At 71.5% G+C, this 16,292-nt stretch carries 17 protein-coding genes; 10 read left to right on the top strand and 7 right to left on the bottom strand.

Going from position 1 to position 16,292, the window contains the following annotated elements; all coding sequences use genetic code 11:
• The 4 genes from PV363_RS04365 to PV363_RS04380 all read right to left on the bottom strand — a co-directional run.
• Positions 1-1,121, bottom strand: a 1,121-nt coding sequence (locus PV363_RS04365) for a dihydrolipoamide acetyltransferase family protein (RefSeq protein WP_301021753.1), incomplete at its 3' end; no start/stop codon positions are given.
• A 5-nt stretch (positions 1,122-1,126) separates the two neighbouring features.
• On the bottom strand, positions 1,127-2,095 hold the full coding sequence (locus PV363_RS04370) for an alpha-ketoacid dehydrogenase subunit beta (protein WP_301021759.1): 969 nt from the start codon (positions 2,093-2,095) through the stop codon (positions 1,127-1,129).
• A gap of 8 nt (positions 2,096-2,103) precedes the next feature.
• Complete coding sequence (gene pdhA / locus PV363_RS04375) at positions 2,104-3,213, bottom strand: pyruvate dehydrogenase (acetyl-transferring) E1 component subunit alpha (protein WP_301021754.1); 1,110 nt, start codon at positions 3,211-3,213, stop codon at positions 2,104-2,106.
• 209 nt (positions 3,214-3,422) lie between these two features.
• The gene (locus PV363_RS04380; protein ID WP_220364757.1) at positions 3,423-4,349 is read right to left on the bottom strand and encodes a hypothetical protein; all 927 of its coding nucleotides are present in this window, start codon (positions 4,347-4,349) and stop codon (positions 3,423-3,425) included.
• Positions 4,350-4,470: 121 nt separating this feature from the next.
• Here PV363_RS04380 and ligD point away from each other — a divergent pair, with 121 nt between their 5' ends.
• Complete coding sequence (ligD, locus tag PV363_RS04385; protein ID WP_220364756.1) at positions 4,471-5,460, top strand: non-homologous end-joining DNA ligase; 990 nt, start codon at positions 4,471-4,473, stop codon at positions 5,458-5,460.
• A gap of 54 nt (positions 5,461-5,514) precedes the next feature.
• Here ligD and PV363_RS04390 read toward each other — a convergent pair whose 3' ends face one another.
• Positions 5,515-5,862 carry a hypothetical protein gene (locus PV363_RS04390; RefSeq protein ID WP_220364755.1) on the bottom strand — a complete coding sequence of 116 codons (348 nt, stop codon included), beginning with the start codon at positions 5,860-5,862 and terminating at the stop codon, positions 5,515-5,517.
• Between the two features lie 83 nt (positions 5,863-5,945).
• Entirely contained in the window at positions 5,946-6,566 is a 621-nt protein-coding gene (locus PV363_RS04395) for a LysE family translocator (protein ID WP_220342386.1), read from the bottom strand.
• A gap of 191 nt (positions 6,567-6,757) precedes the next feature.
• On the opposite strand from PV363_RS04395, the gene PV363_RS04400 reads away from it, so the two are divergent.
• Positions 6,758-8,077 (top strand): ATP-dependent 6-phosphofructokinase, encoded by a 1,320-nt coding sequence (locus PV363_RS04400; RefSeq protein ID WP_220342387.1) that lies wholly within the window; start codon positions 6,758-6,760, stop codon positions 8,075-8,077.
• A gap of 25 nt (positions 8,078-8,102) precedes the next feature.
• On the opposite strand, the gene hisC is transcribed toward PV363_RS04400, so the two are convergent.
• On the bottom strand, positions 8,103-9,188 hold the full coding sequence (hisC, locus tag PV363_RS04405; RefSeq protein WP_220342388.1) for a histidinol-phosphate transaminase: 1,086 nt from the start codon (positions 9,186-9,188) through the stop codon (positions 8,103-8,105).
• Positions 9,189-9,280: 92 nt separating this feature from the next.
• Here hisC and PV363_RS04410 point away from each other — a divergent pair, with 92 nt between their 5' ends.
• The 8 genes from PV363_RS04410 to PV363_RS04445 all read left to right on the top strand — a co-directional run bounded on the left by PV363_RS04410 (position 9,281) and on the right by PV363_RS04445 (position 16,274).
• Positions 9,281-9,796: a hypothetical protein gene (locus PV363_RS04410; protein ID WP_301021755.1), complete on the top strand. Its 516-nt coding sequence runs from the start codon at positions 9,281-9,283 to the stop codon at positions 9,794-9,796.
• Between the two features lie 40 nt (positions 9,797-9,836).
• A complete protein-coding gene (locus PV363_RS04415; RefSeq protein ID WP_220345536.1) occupies positions 9,837-10,790 on the top strand; it encodes an EamA family transporter in 954 nt (317 codons plus the stop codon).
• A gap of 32 nt (positions 10,791-10,822) precedes the next feature.
• The gene (locus PV363_RS04420; protein WP_220342391.1) at positions 10,823-11,200 is read left to right on the top strand and encodes a phage holin family protein; all 378 of its coding nucleotides are present in this window, start codon (positions 10,823-10,825) and stop codon (positions 11,198-11,200) included.
• A 24-nt stretch (positions 11,201-11,224) separates the two neighbouring features.
• Positions 11,225-11,740 (top strand): low molecular weight protein-tyrosine-phosphatase, encoded by a 516-nt coding sequence (locus tag PV363_RS04425; RefSeq protein ID WP_220342392.1) that lies wholly within the window; start codon positions 11,225-11,227, stop codon positions 11,738-11,740.
• 36 nt (positions 11,741-11,776) lie between these two features.
• Positions 11,777-12,661 (top strand): fructosamine kinase family protein, encoded by an 885-nt coding sequence (locus PV363_RS04430; protein ID WP_220342393.1) that lies wholly within the window; start codon positions 11,777-11,779, stop codon positions 12,659-12,661.
• Positions 12,662-12,761: 100 nt separating this feature from the next.
• A complete protein-coding gene (locus tag PV363_RS04435) occupies positions 12,762-13,454 on the top strand; it encodes a response regulator transcription factor (RefSeq protein ID WP_220342394.1) in 693 nt (230 codons plus the stop codon).
• A 16-nt stretch (positions 13,455-13,470) separates the two neighbouring features.
• Positions 13,471-14,886: a HAMP domain-containing sensor histidine kinase gene (locus PV363_RS04440; protein ID WP_301021756.1), complete on the top strand. Its 1,416-nt coding sequence runs from the start codon at positions 13,471-13,473 to the stop codon at positions 14,884-14,886.
• A gap of 62 nt (positions 14,887-14,948) precedes the next feature.
• Entirely contained in the window at positions 14,949-16,274 is a 1,326-nt protein-coding gene (locus PV363_RS04445; protein ID WP_220342396.1) for a trypsin-like peptidase domain-containing protein, read from the top strand.
• The last annotated feature ends 18 nt before the right edge of the window (positions 16,275-16,292 follow it).

Raw genomic sequence — 16,292 nt, forward strand, 5'->3', positions numbered from 1 at the left:
GACGGTTGTGTCTTGCCGTCGCGTGCCGTCCGGACGACCTCTCCGATCTCGGCGGCGAGGTCGGGCATCGAGCGGCGGTCGGCGTCACGCACGACCGGGACAAGCAGACCGCGCGGAGTGGCCGCGGCGATACCGAGGTGGACGTCGTGCTTGAGCACGACCTCCTGCCGCTCGCTGTCGAACGACGCGTTCATCTCTGGCGTGCGTCGCAGCGCGAGGCACACCGCGCGGACCACGAGCAGGAGCGGCGACAGCTTGACCTCCGACAGCGCGCGATCGGAGCGCATGCGCTCCAGCAGCTCCATCGAGCGTGTGACGTCGACCGTCAGCCATTCGGTGACGTGGGGTGCCGTGAACGCCGAGGCGACCATCGCCTCCGCGGTGGCCTTGCGCACCCCCTTCATGGGGATGCGGGTCTCCCGGTCGCCACCGCCGGATGCGGTCGCCGCGGCGACGACGGTCGGGGCGGCTGACCCAGGTGCGGTCGGCGTCGAGATCTGGCGCGCGTAGGCCTCCACGTCCGGACGGCGTACCACTCCGCCGTCGCCGGGCGGCACCTGGCGGAGGTCGACGCCGAGGTCCTTGGCCAGCTTGCGGACAGGGGGCTTCGCGAGGGTCCGGACCGCGGCGGGCGGCGCCGCTGCCGGAGCCGGTGCAGCCGCGGGAGCCGGTGCGGCTGCCGCTGTCGGGGCCGGTGCCGGCGAGGAAACGGTGCCGCGGCGGCGCCGGCGTACGGAGTGACGCTCGCGCGGGCCGTACCCGACGAGGGTCGCGACCGGCGCAGCCTCCGCCTCCGGTGGCAGCTCGGCCCCCGTCTCCGCCCGCTCCTCGACCGGAGGCGGCTCCGCCGTCCCCGGGGGCGGCGCAACAGGCTCGTCGGCGCCGTCGGAGACCGCGATGATCGGGGTGCCGACGGCGACGGTGTCACCCTCGGCGACCAGGAGAGCGGCGACCGTCCCCGCGTACGGGGTGGGCAGCTCGACGATGGACTTGGCGGTCTCGATCTCGCAGACGATGTCGTTGACCTTGAGCGTGTCTCCGACCGCGACGTGCCACGAGACGATCTCGGCCTCGGTCAGCCCCTCGCCGGGATCGGGCAGCTTGTACTCGTTCGTCGCCACCGCCCTCACCACGCCAGGCTGCGGTCGACGGCGTCCAGGACCTGGTCCAGGTCTGGCAGCCACGTCTCCTCGACGCGGCTCGGCGGGTACGGCGTGTCGAACCCGCCGACCCTCAGCACCGGGGCCTCGAGCGAGTAGAAGCACTCCTCGGTGATCCGCGCCGCCAGCTCCGCGCCCATGCCCAGGTTGCGGTGCGCCTCGTGCACGACGACGGCGCGCCCGGTCTTGCGGACCGACGCGTGGACCGGCGCCATGTCGAGCGGCGACAGCGTCCGCAGGTCGATGACCTCGAGGTCGAGACCGTCGGCGATGCCGGCCTCGGCGGCACCCATGGCGACCGCGACCGACGGCCCGTACGCGAGGACGGTCGCCGACGTGCCGGACCTGACGACCTGCGAGGAGAACAGCGGGGGCGGCGTCGCGTCGAGGTCGATCTCGGCCTTGGTCGAGTGGTAGAGGCGCTTGGGCTCGAGGAACACCACCGGGTCCGGTGCGGCGACGGCCTGCTGGATCATCCAGTAGGCGTCGCGCGGGTTGGAGCACGCCACCACCTTGAGCCCAGGAGTATGCGCGAACTGCGCCTCGGGGCTCTCGGAGTGGTGCTCCACCGCGCCGATGCCGCCGCCGAACGGGATCCGGATCACCAGCGGCATCACCACCCGCCCGCCGGAGCGGTAGCGGTACTTGGCGACCTGGCTGACGATCTGGTCGTACGCCGGATAGACGAAACCGTCGAACTGGATCTCCACGACCGGTCGGTATCCGCGCAGCGCGAGGCCCACGGCCGTCCCGAGGATGCCGGCCTCCGCGAGCGGGGTGTCCATCACCCGGTCCTCGCCGAAGTCCTTCTGAAGGCCGTCGGTGATACGGAAGACGCCGCCGAGGCGGCCGATGTCCTCACCCATGAGGATGACCTTGGCGTCGTCGTCCATCGCGTGCCGCAGGCCGGCGTTGAGCGCCTTGGCCATCGTCATCGTCGTGCTCACCGGGCCACCTCCGTCTCGAACGTCTCCGTCCAGGAGCGGAACTCCTCCTGCTCGGCCGCGATCTCGGCGGTCTGCTCGACGAACACGTTGGCGAACAGGTCCACGGGGTCGGGGTCGGGCAGCGCGCGTACGTCGGCGCGCAGGCGCTCGCCGAGGGCGTCGGCCTCCTCCTCGACGTCGCTGAAGAACTGGTCGTCGACCGCGTTGACACGACGCAGGTAGGCGCGGACCCGCTCGAGCGGGTCGCGCAGCCTCCACCGCTCGACCTCGTCCGAGAGGCGGTAGCGCGTCGGGTCGTCGGTCGTCGTGTGCGCACCCATCCGGTAGGTGAACGCCTCGATCAAGGTCGGTCCGCTGCCCTCGCGAGCGCGCTGGAGGGCTTCCTGGGTGACCGCGTGCACGGCGAGGACGTCGTTGCCGTCGACGCGGACGCCGGGGAAGCCGAAACCGGCCGCACGCTGGTAGAGCGGCACGCGGGTCTGCCGGCTCGTGGGTTCGGAGATGGCCCACTGGTTGTTCTGGCAGAAGAACACGACGGGCGCGTTCATCACCGCGGCGTAGATGAAGGCCTCGTTGACGTCGCCCTGGCTCGTCGCGCCGTCGCCGAAGTAGGCGACGACGGCGGCGTCGCGGCCGGGCTCGCCGGTGCCGACCGCACCGTCACGCTGGATGCCCATCGCGTAGCCCGTGGCGTGCAGCGTCTGAGCGCCGATCACGATCGTGTAGAGGCCGAAGTTGTGCTCGTCGGGATCCCAGGTGCCCTGGTCGGTGCCGCGGAAGAGTCGCAGCAGCGCGATCGGATCGACCTCGCGGCACCAGGCGACGCCGTGCTCGCGGTAGGTCGGGAACGCGTAGTCCTGCGGGGCGAGGGCTCGACCGGACCCGATCTGTGCGGCTTCCTGCCCGAGGAGCGAGGCCCAGATGCCGAGCTCCCCGTGACGCTGGAGCGCGGTGGCCTCGGTGTCGATCCGGCGGGTGAGGACGAGGTCGCGGTAGAGACTCGCGATGGTGTCGTCGTCACCGTCGAAGTGGTAGTCGGGGTGCTCGACGCGCTCGCCCTCAGGGCTGAGCAGCTGGACGAGCGGAGGGTCGACAGGATCGGCCATGAGGCACTCCTCGCGTTCGGCGACCTCGGGGTCTCCGCGGCCGGCGGATGTGAGTCGTCGAACGCCAACCGGACGGTAGCCGGGCAGGCTGTCGACGGGGTGTGAGCGGGCTCACACGTGGAGCCAGGCTAGCACCGGCCCGCAGGGCCCGGAGGGTGCCTCCACATCCTCCAGGCCCTGCGGGGCGGACGCCGGTCATCGTGCGCGGGTCACCGTGTGCTGGTCACCGTCACGCCCGGATCGGCGGCGTCGCCGGTGGAGTACACGTAGTCGGCGGCCGCACCGTCGCCGAGCTGCGCCTTGAGGAACGTCGCGGCCCAGCGTGCCGACGTCGCGATGCTCGCCGCCTGGCTGATCGGCTGCACGCTCGCGTCGGGGTCGGCACCTGCCGGGTTCTGCGTGTCGGTGATGCCGTAGTGGTTGGCACCGGCCACCCGGACGATCTGCTTCGGGCCGTTCTCGAGCTTGGTGTACGAGGTCTCCGCGTCGGCGGGCAGCGCCACGCCGTCGACCGTCCCCTGGACGAGCTGCACGGGGATCTGGTTGTCCATGCTCGCCGACGAGCCGAGCAGCGGGGACTTGTTGTTGGTGCCGAACAGCGAGGCAGCCTTCACCTCGTCGGGGAGGGAGTAGCCGAGAGTGGTGCAGAACGGGATCCCGCAGGACTCCTCGGCGACCCCGAGGGCAGCAGCGCCGCCGAAGGAGTGCCCGAGCAGGACGAGAGTGTCGGTGTCGATCCGTCCGGCGAGCGGCGACGACGCCGTGGCGTTCTCCGCGGCCATCCAGTCGATCGCCTGCGCCGGCATCTTCTGCGACGGGTAGTAGTCGCTGTCGAAGAAGACGAGACGCTTGTGGTTGGGGACGACGACCACGAAGCCGTACGCGGCGACGGCGCGCGCGTAGGCCGCGTAGTGCATGCGGTGGACCTGCGCACCCTGCATGAGCAGGGCGACGGGGAGCTCGCCCTGTGCACCGGCGGGGTAGTAGACGTCGGTGCCGTCGTTGACGATCTCGCTCGAGTAGTGGGCGACGGCGGGCGGGGGGGCAGCGGCGGCGGAGGTCGTCGGGACGACCGACAGGATTCCCCCGGTCAGGGCGGCGGTCAGGGCGAGGTGGGCGGCACGCTTCAGGGGCACGAATCCTCCAAGGGTGTGGAACGACGTTCCAGCGGGTGGTGCCCACCGTGGCCCCCCTCGCGCCCACCGTCAAGAGGCACAGGCGCCGGGGTGGGAACCCGCTCCGGCGTACGGTCGGACCGTGCCACCGATCTGGATCGCCCCGATGCTCGCCACGCTCACGTCGCGACGCTTCGACGACCCGGCGTGGGTGTTCGAGCGGAAGCTGGACGGCGAGCGCCTGATGGCGATCCGCGAGGATGGCGAGGTGCGCCTGTGGACGCGCAACCGGATCGACGTCAGCGTCAGCTATCCCGAGATCATCGAGGCTCTTCGACCCTTCGACTCCGCCTCGGACTGGGTGCTCGACGGCGAGCTGTGCGCGATGCGAGGAGACCAGACCAGCTTCGAGGACCTGCAGAAGCGGATGCACGTCACCGACGCGCGAGCGATCGCCTCGGCCCACGTCACGCTCGCCTACGTCGTCTTCGACCTCCCCCGCTACGACGGGCACGACCTCCAGCGCCTGCCGCTCACCACCCGCAAGGACGCGCTCCGTGACGCGTACACGTTCTCCCCGACGCTCCGCTTCAGCGAGCACCAGGCGGGCGCCGGGACGGCGATGTTCCACCACGCGGAGAGCGTCGGGTGGGAAGGGGTGATGGCCAAGCGGGCCGCCTCGACGTACCAGGCGGGACGACGCTCACCCGACTGGCTGAAGCTCAAGGTGGTGCGCGGGCAGGAGCTCGTGGTCGGCGGATGGACCGACCCACAGGGCGCCCGCAGCGGCCTCGGTGCGCTGCTGCTGGGCTACTACGAGGGCGACGACCTCCGCTACGCCGGCAAGGTCGGGACGGGGTTCGACGAGAAGACGTTGGCCCACCTGGGCTCCCTGCTCGCACCGCTGTCCCGCTCCACCAACCCGTTCGCCGACTCCGCCGACGAGATCCGCAGGACCAGTCGGACGGCGGCGGCGCAGACGCACTGGGTGGAGCCCCGCCTCGTCGTGCAGATCGGCTTCAGCGAGTGGACGGGAGCGGGCCGGCTCCGCCACCCGCGCTACCAGGGGCTGCGCGACGACAAGGACCCGCGAGAGGTCGTCCGCGAGGAGCCGCACCCGATCGGCCCGTGACTGCGACGGTCAGCGCCTGGCCGAGCAACCCGCTGCGAGCACCGCCGGAGGCCCTCATGGGCGCGTGACGCGGTCCACGGTGTCCCGGATGTCGTCGTCGGTGGTCCAGGGCTGGATGCCTGCCATCGTCGTGGTGAGGGTGTCGTCCTCGAGGGCGGGGTCTCGCGAGAGCGCGTAGAGGGTCGCCGCATGCCCGCGCGCGACCCCGGCTTGGAAGGTGACCTTGTTGGTGATGGCGTTGACGACGGTGACGGCGGCGAGGAGGAGGCACAGCCCGGTCGCAGTGTCTTCGCCGACGACGTACAAGCCTGCGGCGGCGGCAGCCAAGACGGGTGCCATGACGAGCTTGCCGGCCCACCAGCGCCACTGCGCGCCGACGTCTTTGCGCTGTGGTTCTGTCATGGCGAGCATCGTGCCAGGCCGGAAGGTCTTGTCTTCGCTCGTGAGCTGCCGCCTGGTGACAGGGGACCGGCTCGTTCACACGGTCAGCGCGTGGCGGACACGAGGGTCGAGACGCCCAGAGTGGCGATGATCCCGGCCGTCCCGCGGTCGATGGCCTGTTCCACCCGCGGACGACGCAACCAGTCGACGGCACGCCCCGCGACGACGGCGATGAGGGCGAAGTAGACCAGTCCGATCGCGGCGAAGATGACCCCCAGGAGCAGGGTCGCTCCGAGCGTCGCGTCGTGGCCGGGGAGGAACTGCGGGACGACAGCGATGAAGAAGAGCCCGACCTTGGGGTTGAGCACGTTGGAGAGCAGACCGGCGCGCATCGCCGCGCCGGCGCGCACGCCGTACGCACCCTCGATCTCACCGAGTCCCTTCCCTCGCCGCAGCAGCGCCCGCAGGCCGAGCCAGAGCAGGTAGAGCCCGCCGGCGATCTTCACGGCACGGAACGCCTCGGCCGACTGCTCCAGGAGCGTCGCGAGACCGGCGGCGACCGCGAGCGCCCAGAGCAACGACCCGGTGGACGAGCCGGCGGCGGCAGCAAGGCCCGCGCGGGTCCCGCCCAGGCTGAAGCGGAGGACAAGGAAGGTGTCGGGCCCAGGGGTCAGCGCCAAGAGAAGGCACAGCCCGGCAAAGGCCACGAGGAGGGAGGGATCCATTTTTTCCTGAGAACCAACATCATTGGCAGAGTGACTGGCTGATCGGCTTACAGCCTAACAGGATGCACAATCTAAGCCCCCGGTCAGTAGGCAATTATTCGCGATATGACGCAGGTCACTTGCCAGCGTGAATACCCGAGCGCCGGCACCCGGACCGCCGCCTCGGCGTCGCCGTTGCCTACCCTCGACACGTGATCACCCTCGCCGACCTCCAGGTCTCCTCACTCGGGCCCTGCCGGTACGACTCCCCCCTCGCGTCCTACGTCGCCGACCGCCAGACCAACGAGTACTACGTCTCCGAGGGTGACCGCGTCCTCTACGACGACACGATCGACCTCCTCGAGCGGCGCGCGGAGCCGGTCGAGCGGTCGCCCTCCTTCGAACCGGGAGGCCCCCGCGCCCGGATCTTCCACGATCCCGCCACGACGCACGTCGGGGTCGTCACCTGCGGCGGGCTGTGCCCCGGTCTCAACGACGTGATCCGCGCCGTGACGCTCGAGCTCTACACCCACTACGGCGTCACGCAGGTCACCGGCTTCCAGAACGGCTACGCCGGACTCGTCCCTCAGCTGGGCTTCGAACCCGTCTCTCTCACCCCCGGGCTGGTCGGGTCCATCAACAAGCGCGGCGGCACCGTCCTCGGGACCTCCCGTGGCGCCCAGGACCCCTCCGTCATCGTCGACCGCCTCGTCGAGCTCGAGATCGACGCGCTGATCGTGATCGGCGGCGACGGCTCGATGCACGGCGCCCACAAGATCGTCGAGGAGATCGGGCGCCGGGGCCTCGCCATCGGCGTGGTCGGGATCCCGAAGACCATCGACAACGACATCCCCCACATCGGCCAGAGCTTCGGGTTCGCCACCGCCTTCTCCGAGGCGTCGAAGGCGATCACCGCCGCCCACGTCGAGGCCGAGTCGGCCTACAACGGTGTCGGACTCGTCAAGGTGATGGGACGCCACGCAGGGTTCATCGCGTGCTACGCCGCGCTCGCCAACCACGACGCCGACTTCGTCCTCATCCCCGAGGTGCCGTTCGCCCTCGACGGCGAGAACGGGCTGCTGCGCACCCTCGCCCGCCGGGTCCGCGCCCACGGCAGCGCCGTCGTCGTGCTCGCGGAGGGCGCCGGCCAGGAGCTCATGCCCGCCACCGGGAAGTCGGACGCGTCCGGCAACAGGCGCCTCGGCGACATCGCGGCCGTCGTCCGCGCCGCCATCGAGAAGGACTTCCACGACCGAGGCGAGCCGTTGACCCTGAAGTACCTCGATCCCGGCTACGGCATCCGGGCGGTCCCCGCCGACGCCGCCGACTCCGTCTACTGCGCGCGGCTCGCCCAGATCGCCGTGCACGCGGCGATGTCCGGGCGCACCGACATGGTCGTCGGACGCCGCCGCCACCGCTTCGTGCACGTCCCGATCCCCCTGGTGATCGAGCGACGGCACTCGGTGGCCCCCGACGGCGACCTGTGGCTCAGCGTCCTGGAGTCGACGGCCCAGCCCCTCGACATGAGCTGAGGGGCCGGACCGGACGGACGCCGGTCTAGCTGCCGGCCGACTGCCGGCGCAGCACGTCGAGCACGCGGTCGTTCGCGCCGGGCTCCCCGATCGTGATCCGCATGCCGTCGCCGGCGAACGGACGCACGGCAAGCCCGTCGCGCCCGAAGGCCTCCGCGACCTCGAGCGTCCTCGCGCCGGTCGGCAGCCAGAAGAAGTTCGCCTGGGTGTCTGGCACAGGCCACCCGGCCGCCCGCGCCGCGTCGACCGTCCGGTCGCGCTCGGCAACGATGGCGTCGACGCGTTCGAACAGCTCCTTCTCTGCCGCCAAGGAGGCGACCGCGGCCGCCTGAGCCACGTCGGAGACGCCGAACGGGAGCGCCACCTTGCGCACCGCGGAGGCGATCCGGGCGGGCGCCACCGCATAGCCGACCCGCAGACCCGCCAGCCCGTACGCCTTGGAGAAGGTCCGCAGGACGACCACGTTGTCCCGGGCGCGATAGTGCTCGAGCGCCTCGGGGCCGGAGGAGTCCCCCGCGCGCCGGACGAACTCGGCGTACGCCTCGTCGACGACGACCAGCACGTTGTCGGGGACCGCGTCCACGAACGCCGCGAGAGCGTCGGGCTCCACGGCGGGCCCGGTGGGGTTGTTCGGAGTGCACACGATCACGACCCGCGTGCGCGGCGTGATCGCCGCGAGCATCGCCTCCAGGTCGTGCTCGGCGGCCGCCGTGAGCGGCACCTCGACAGGGGTGGCGCCGACGAGCCGAACCGCGATCGGGTAGGCCTCGAACGACCGCCACGCATAGACCACCTCGTCGCCGGCCTCGCACGTCGCCTGCAGCAGGTGGTAGAGCACGGCCACGGATCCCGTCGCCGCCGCAAGGTCGGTGGTCGGGACAGCGTGGTGCTGTGCCAGCGCGGCGTACAGCCCCACCGCACCCATGTCGGGATAACGGTTCACCCGGCGGGCGGCGTCGTCGATCGCGTCCAGGACGCTCGGCAGCGGAGGGTACGGGTTCTCGTTGCTCGACAGCTTGTACGGCACACGGTCGTCGGTCGTGGTCGGCGGGCGGCCGGGACGGTAGTCCGGCACTCCGTCGAGGGCTTGTCTGATGCGGGGTTCTCCCATGGCCGCACCCTAGCCAGCCGAGCCGGGTCGCGGCAGGCCCCCGGTGCTACCGTGCTGCGGCCAGCCAGCTCCGTCCCGAGGAAGGTGTCTCCGTGCCCGTCTCGACCCTCCTCGCCGGCGTGGCGCTCTTCGTCGTGATCGTCGCCCTCGAGCGGTGGCGCCGTCACGGCCTCCTGCGCGACCGCGGCCGGGCCGGGCAGCGCGACCGCGAGCGCCGCTCCGCGACCCATCGCGAGTGGCTGGCCACCGGGCTCGTGCTCGAGACCGACCCGGACACCGCGGACGCGATCGTCGACCGGGTCGTGACCGCGACGATGAGCAAGCCCGTCGGCCCGCGACGGTGGGCGCTCCTCACCGGCTTCGAGGAGCACGCCGCCTCCGCGGGGTGGGTACGCACCGCGTCGGGAGAGATCGCGCTCGCGGCCCTCACCGCGCCCGACCGGGACGGCGCTCCGGACGGCTCGGCGTGGCTCGACTTCCGCGACCGGGTCGCGAAGGCCGCCCGGAAGGCGGGAGTCACGACGCACGAGACGGAGACCGGCGCCCTGACGTCCACCACCGACTCCCGACGAGGGACCGTCTGGACCTCCCCGGCGGCGCCCGCCTAGCATCTGCGGGCCTGCGCCACACGCGTGAGAGCATCCCGACGTGGCGCGCACACAGTCCAGGCCGAGCCTCGGCTACGCCCTCGTCGTCGGCGGGGCCTGCTTCTTCGTCCTCAACGCCGGTGTCTCCCGGGTCGTCCTGCGGGCAGGGATCGACCCGGCCCTCCTGACGACGTTCCGGACCACGGGCTCGGCGCTCCTCTTCGTCCTCTTCGCCGTCGTCGCCGACCGCAGCGCGCTGCGCCTGCCCCGAGGACGCGAGCTCGCCCTCCTGCTGCTGCTCGGCGTCGTGGGGATCGCGAGCGTGCAGTGGACGTACAACATCGCGATCGACCGCATCCCGGTCGGCATGGCGCTGCTCCTCGAGTACCTCGCGCCCGTCCTGGTGGTGCTCTGGGCGCGGTTCGTGCAGCGGCAGCACGTCCGACGCACGATGTGGCTGGCCGTCGCGCTGACGCTGGTCGGTCTGGCGCTCGTGGCGCAGATCGCGAGCGGCCTGGCGTTCGACGGGCTCGGCATGCTCGCCGGGCTCGCCGCAGCGGCGTGCCTGGCCACCTACTTCCTCGTGGGCGAGCAGGGAGTGAGCGAGGCAGACCCGATCCGGGTCGTCGTCTGGGCGTTCGTCTTCGCCGCGATCGCCATGAACGTCGTGCGTCCGATCTGGACGTCGCCCGACCTGGACGGCTCGGCCAACCTCCTCGGCGCGCTCGACGCGTACGAGGTCCCGCTGTGGCTCGCGATCGGCTGGGTGGTCGTCCTCGGCACCCTCACGCCGTTCTTCATGGAGCTCAGTGCGCTGCAGCACCTCCCCGCCACGGTCGTCACGATGGTGGCGACCCTCGAGCCGGTGGGAGCCGCGGCCCTCGGGTGGGCGTGGTTCGGCGAGTCGCTCGACGCGCTGCAGGTGGTCGGCGGGCTTCTCGTGGTCGCGGGCATCGTCCTCGCGCAGGCGTCACGCGCCGTACCGCCACCTGCGGTGCCCGAGGTGGCGGGCTGATCAGGGGACCCCGATCTGGTTGGATGGGGCGCATGAAGCTCGTGCTGACGTGGTTGTGCAACGCTGCGGCCATCGCGGTCGCCGCCGGGATCTTCGCCGGGATCAGCATCGGCGAGTCGGGGCAGGACTGGTGGGAGAAGGCCGGCACCCTCCTGGTCATCGCGGCCGTCTTCACGGTCATCAACCTGACCGTCGGACGCCTCCTCAAGCTCCTCTCGATCCCCTTCATCGTCCTGACGCTGGGGCTCCTGCTCCTGGTGCTCAACGCGTTGCTCCTGCGGTTCACCGCCTGGGTGACCGACGCGCTGCCGGTCGAGTTCAACGTCGACGGCTTCTGGGTCGCGGTGGGAGGCTCCATCGTGATCTCGCTCGTCAACATGGTGCTGCGCATCTTCGTCGACGCCGACTAGAGTCCGCACCGCTACCGTGAAGCCATGACCACCGGCTCCGGGCACCCGCTCCGCATCGCCCTCGTCTGCCTCGGCAACATCTGCCGCTCCCCGATGGCCGACGTCGTGCTGGAGAAGAAGCTCGCCGACGCGGGTCTGGCCGACGAGGTGCACGTCGACTCCGCCGGCACCGGCGACTGGCACCGCGGCGAGCCGATGGACCCCCGTGCCGCCGCGATCCTCGAGGAGCACGGCTACGACCCGACCCGGCACCGTGCGCAGCAGATCACCAGCCGCTGGTTCGACGACCACGACCTGGTCCTCACCATGGACGGGTCCAACTTCGACGCCGTGCGCGCCCTCGCCCGGACGCCGCGCGACCGCAGCAAGGTCCAGATGTTCCGCTCGTACGATCCCGTGGCGACGCCGGGCGACGACGAGGTCCCCGACCCCTGGTACGGAGGTCCCTCAGGGTTCGAGCACGTCCTCAGGCTGATCGAGCGGACGTCGGACGCGATCGTCGCCAGCGCTCCGAGGCTCGTCGAGGAGCTTGCCAGATAAGGGGCAGGCGAGCCCGACCGTGTGTAGCGTCAGCACATGGCGCGCATGGGGGGCATCGCAGCGAAGGCTGAGGCACTGCTGGGTGTGGCCGTCGTCGCGACGACGCCCGTGGCCGGCGGGGACACCAACACCGCGACCCGGCTGCGTCTGACCGACGGCCGCAGCGCCGTCCTGAAGACCCGTCCGCAGGTGCCGCACGACTTCTACACGGCGGAGGCCGAGGGCCTGCAGTGGCTCGGCGAGGCCGGGGCGCCCGTGCCGCAGGTGCTGGGGGTGTCCGCGGACTGCCTCGTCGTCTCGTGGATCGAGCCGGGCAAGGCGACCGCCGACGCGGCGGAGAGCCTCGGTCGCGCACTCGCCGCCACCCACCGCGCCGGTGCCGACGAGTTCGGCTATCCCCGTGACGGATACATCGGGCTGGCTCCGCTGCCCAACAAGCCGGCGCCCACGTGGACGGAGTTCTACACGACCCGGCGCATCCTGCCCTACCTCAAGGTGGCCGTCGACCGCGGCGCGATGACCACCGAGGACGCGGCACCGGTCGAGGAGGTCGTGCGTCGCATCGACGACTTCGCCGGCCCACCCGAGCCGCCCGCGCGGATCCATGGTGACCTCTGGTCCGGCAACGTGGTGTGGTCGACCGAGGACCGCGCCTTCCTCATCGACCCCGCCGCGCACGGCTGCCACCGCGAGACCGACCTCGCGATGCTCGCCCTGTTCGGCATCCAGCACCTCCAGCGGATCCTCGATGCCTACATCGAGACGTTCCCGCTCGCCGACGGGTGGCACGAGCGGGTGCCGCTCCACCAGCTCCATCCCCTGCTCGTGCACGCCGCCCTGTTCGGTGGTGGGTACGGTGCCAGGGCACGGGCCGCGGCCGAGCAGCTCCTGGACGGCGAGGCGCCGAGGGCCACGGGCTGAGCGCTGGTGGGGCCGAGCACGGCAACCGAGGGCTGCCGCTGAGTGCCGGCCGGCTGCACGAGGTCGGGTGCTGCTGGGCCAGACCTGGCACCCTGGCCCCATGCGCATCCTCGTGGTGGACGACGACCGGGCGGTCCGTGACTCGCTGCGCCGGTCGTTGGAGTTCAACGGCTACGACGTCGATGTCGCCGCCGACGGTGCAGAGGCGCTGGCACGCGTCCCGATGATCGACCCCGACGCGATCGTGATGGACGTGATGATGCCGCGGCTCGACGGGCTCGAGGCGACGCGCGCCCTGCGGGCAGCGGGCAACGAGGTCCCGATCCTCGTCCTCACGGCCAAGGACGCCGTGGACGAGCGCGTCGACGGGCTGGACGCCGGAGCGGACGACTACCTCACCAAGCCGTTCGCGCTGGCCGAGCTCCTCGCGAGGGTCCGGGCGCTGCTGCGCCGCTCGAGGCGCACCGGTGACTCCGACGAGGAGGAGGTGGTCCTCGAGTTCGCCGACCTCACCATGAACACCGCCACCCGGGAGGTGATGCGGGGCGAGCGGCCCATCTCGCTGACCCGGACCGAGTTCGCCCTGCTGGAGCTCTTCATGGAGCGCCCCAAGCGGGTGCTCGAACGCTCGTTCATCCTCGAGGAGGTGTGGGGGTTCGACTTCCCGACCACCGCGAACTCGCTGGAGGTCTACGTCGGCTACGTCCGCCGCAAGCTCGAGGCCGACGGCGAGCCTCGCCTCCTCCACACGGTGCGCGGTGTCGGCTACGTCCTGCGCGAGACAGCACCGTGACCGGAGGATCCCGTTGATGGAGGCCGCAGCCCACACCCGCTCGTGGCGCCGTTGGGTCGGCGACCGCGCCCAGCGCGTCTCCTTGGCCACCCGCGTCTCGCTCCTCACGACCGCCGCGGTCGGCGTGACCCTCGCGTTCGTCAGCGCCATCATCTACGTCAGCGTCGAGTCAGAGTTCACGTCCAGCGTCGACGAGAACCTCAAGCTCCGGGCGGCCGCGGCCGTACGTGCCGGGATCGCCGACCAGCTCAACTCCGGAAGCTTCCCCAAGGCGGCCCTTGCCGCCGCAGACGTCCAGATGGCGCTGATCTACGCTGGCGCGCCGTCTCGCGATTTCGGGGACTTCATCGGGCCGGACGAGGAGGCGGTCGCCGAGGGGCGGGTGTCGCACTCGCTGCGCACGGCCACCATCGGTGGCGTCCACTACCGCGTCGTCGCCGTCGGAGCCGCACCGGGCACGGCGCTCGTGGTGGGTCAGTCGATGGCCAACATGGAGACGGCGCTCTCCCGGCTCCAGGTCGTGCTGTGGGCGGTGAGCGGCTTCGGCGTGCTCGTCGCCGGCCTGCTCGGCTCGGTCGTGGCCACCGGCGGACTGCGCCCGGTGCGCCGCCTCACGACCGCCGTCGAGCAGGTCGCGCGCACCGAGGACCTTCGTCCCATCGCGGTGTACGGGCACGACGACCTCGCGCGCCTCACCGTCGCCTACAACCAGATGATGGTCGCGCTCAAGGGTTCCCAGGAGCGGCAGCGGCAGCTGGTGGCCGACGCGGGACACGAGCTGCGGACTCCCCTGACCTCGCTCCGGACCAACATCGAGCTGCTCGGCCAGGCCGAACAGCGCGGGGGGATGTCCCGCCGGGCCCGCCAGGAGCTGATCGACGATGTCCGTGCCCAGCTCGACGAGCTCACCACGCTCGTCGGCGACCTCGTCGAGCTCGCCCGCGACCCCGGCGACCCCGACCCCGAGCCGATCGACCTCGCGGAGGTCGTCGAGACGGCGGTCGACCGCGTGCAGCGGCGGGCTCCCGGCGTGGCGTTCGAGGTCTCGACCGAGCCCTGGATCGTGATCGGCGAGTCCCGCACGCTCGAGCGCGCGGTCACCAACCTGCGCGACAACGCGGCCGAGTGGAGCCCGCCGCTCGGGGAGGTGCAGGTGCGACTGAAGGACGGTGTGCTCACGGTGCAGGACGCGGGTCCCGGCATCAGCGACGAGGACCTCCCGCACGTCTTCGACCGCTTCTACCGCTCGCGGGAGGCTCGACGCCTGCCCGGCTCGGGACTGGGCCTCGCGATCGTCGCCCAGGCGGCCCACCGGCACGGCGGGACGGTCACCGCGTCGCGCGGACCCGGCGGAGGCGCGCTCATGACCCTGCACATCCCCGGCCGCCGCGGCGACGGCGACCAGGACCGCTCCACGAGCGCCGAGCGGTGACTATTCTGCAGCTCCCAGGGTGATCTCAGCACGCTCTTAGTCGCGGCGGTCATGCTAGAGGCATGAACGATGAGTCCCGACCAACAGAGCCTGTGGGGCCGGCTCCGCAGCCGGCGTCGCAGCCCACCCCTTCCTACGCGGCGCCGAGCAGCACGGGACTTCCCGGCAGCTCCTCGTACACGCACCGCTACGACTCGGCCACCGGCACGCAGGACCGCCCCGGCGAGCACACGCAGGCGTACCCCTTCGGGTTCACGCCGCAGTCAGTCACGCCGCCGGAGAAGAACCAGCGACGCGGCGGGTTCGCCGCTGCGGTGGTCGCGGGCGCGCTCGTGGCCGGTCTCGTCGGCGGGATCGGCGGGGCCGCCGGCTACCACGCGCTGAACGACGACTCCAATCCGACGACCGCACAGTCCTCGCTGGACACCGCCTCGAACGCGTCCACCGCGTCGCTGCCCGAGGGGCAGGTCGAGAAGGTCGCCCAGACGGTCCTCCCCTCCACGGTCCAGCTCAACGTGAAGGGCGGCCAGGCCAGCGGGAGCGGCACCGGCATCATCATCAGCAGCGACGGCGAGATCCTGACGAACAACCACGTCATCGAGGCCGCCGCCGACTCCGGTGAGATCACCGTCTCGTTCAGCGACGGCTCGATCGCCCGCGCCCAGATCGTCGGCAGGGATCCGGTCACCGACCTCGCGGTCGTCAAGGCGGAGGGCAAGAGCGGCCTCAAGCCCGCCAGGCTGGGCAACTCTGCGGACCTGCGCGTGGGCCAGGATGTCATCGCGATCGGCTCGCCGTACGGACTGGAGAGCACGGTCACCTCCGGCATCATCTCCGCGCTGAACCGCCCGGTGCAGGCCGGTCAGACCGCCGAGACGAGCCACGTCTTCCCGGCGATCCAGACCGACGCGGCGATCAACCCGGGCAACTCCGGTGGTCCCCTCGTCGACGCCAACGGCGCGGTGATCGGCGTCAACAGCGCGATCCGCACCAGCGGCAGCGGCGAGTCGGGCTCCATCGGCCTCGGGTTCGCGATCCCGATCGACGTCGCCAAGAACGTCGCCGCGCAGCTCGTCGAGGGCAAGACCGTCGAGCACGCCCGCATCGGCGTCACCGTGTCCGACGCGGTCGAGTCCGACGGCATGACGACCATCGGTGCCGAGGTGAAGTCGGTCAGCGACAACAGCGCCGCGGCCAAGGCCGGCCTCAAGGCAGGCGACGTGATCGTCCGCCTCGGTGACCAGCCGATCGCCTCCTCCGACGCGCTGGTCGCGACGATCCGCGGCTACCAGCCGGGCGAGAAGGTCCAGGTGACCTACACCCGCGGCGGGCAGCAGGAGAAGACCGAGATCACGCTCGACAGCGACGGTGGGTCGCTGGGCTCCTGATCCAGAACGCTCAGAAGG

The organism is Mumia sp. (genome assembly GCF_028803055.1).
GTDB lineage: Bacteria > Actinomycetota > Actinomycetes > Propionibacteriales > Nocardioidaceae > Mumia.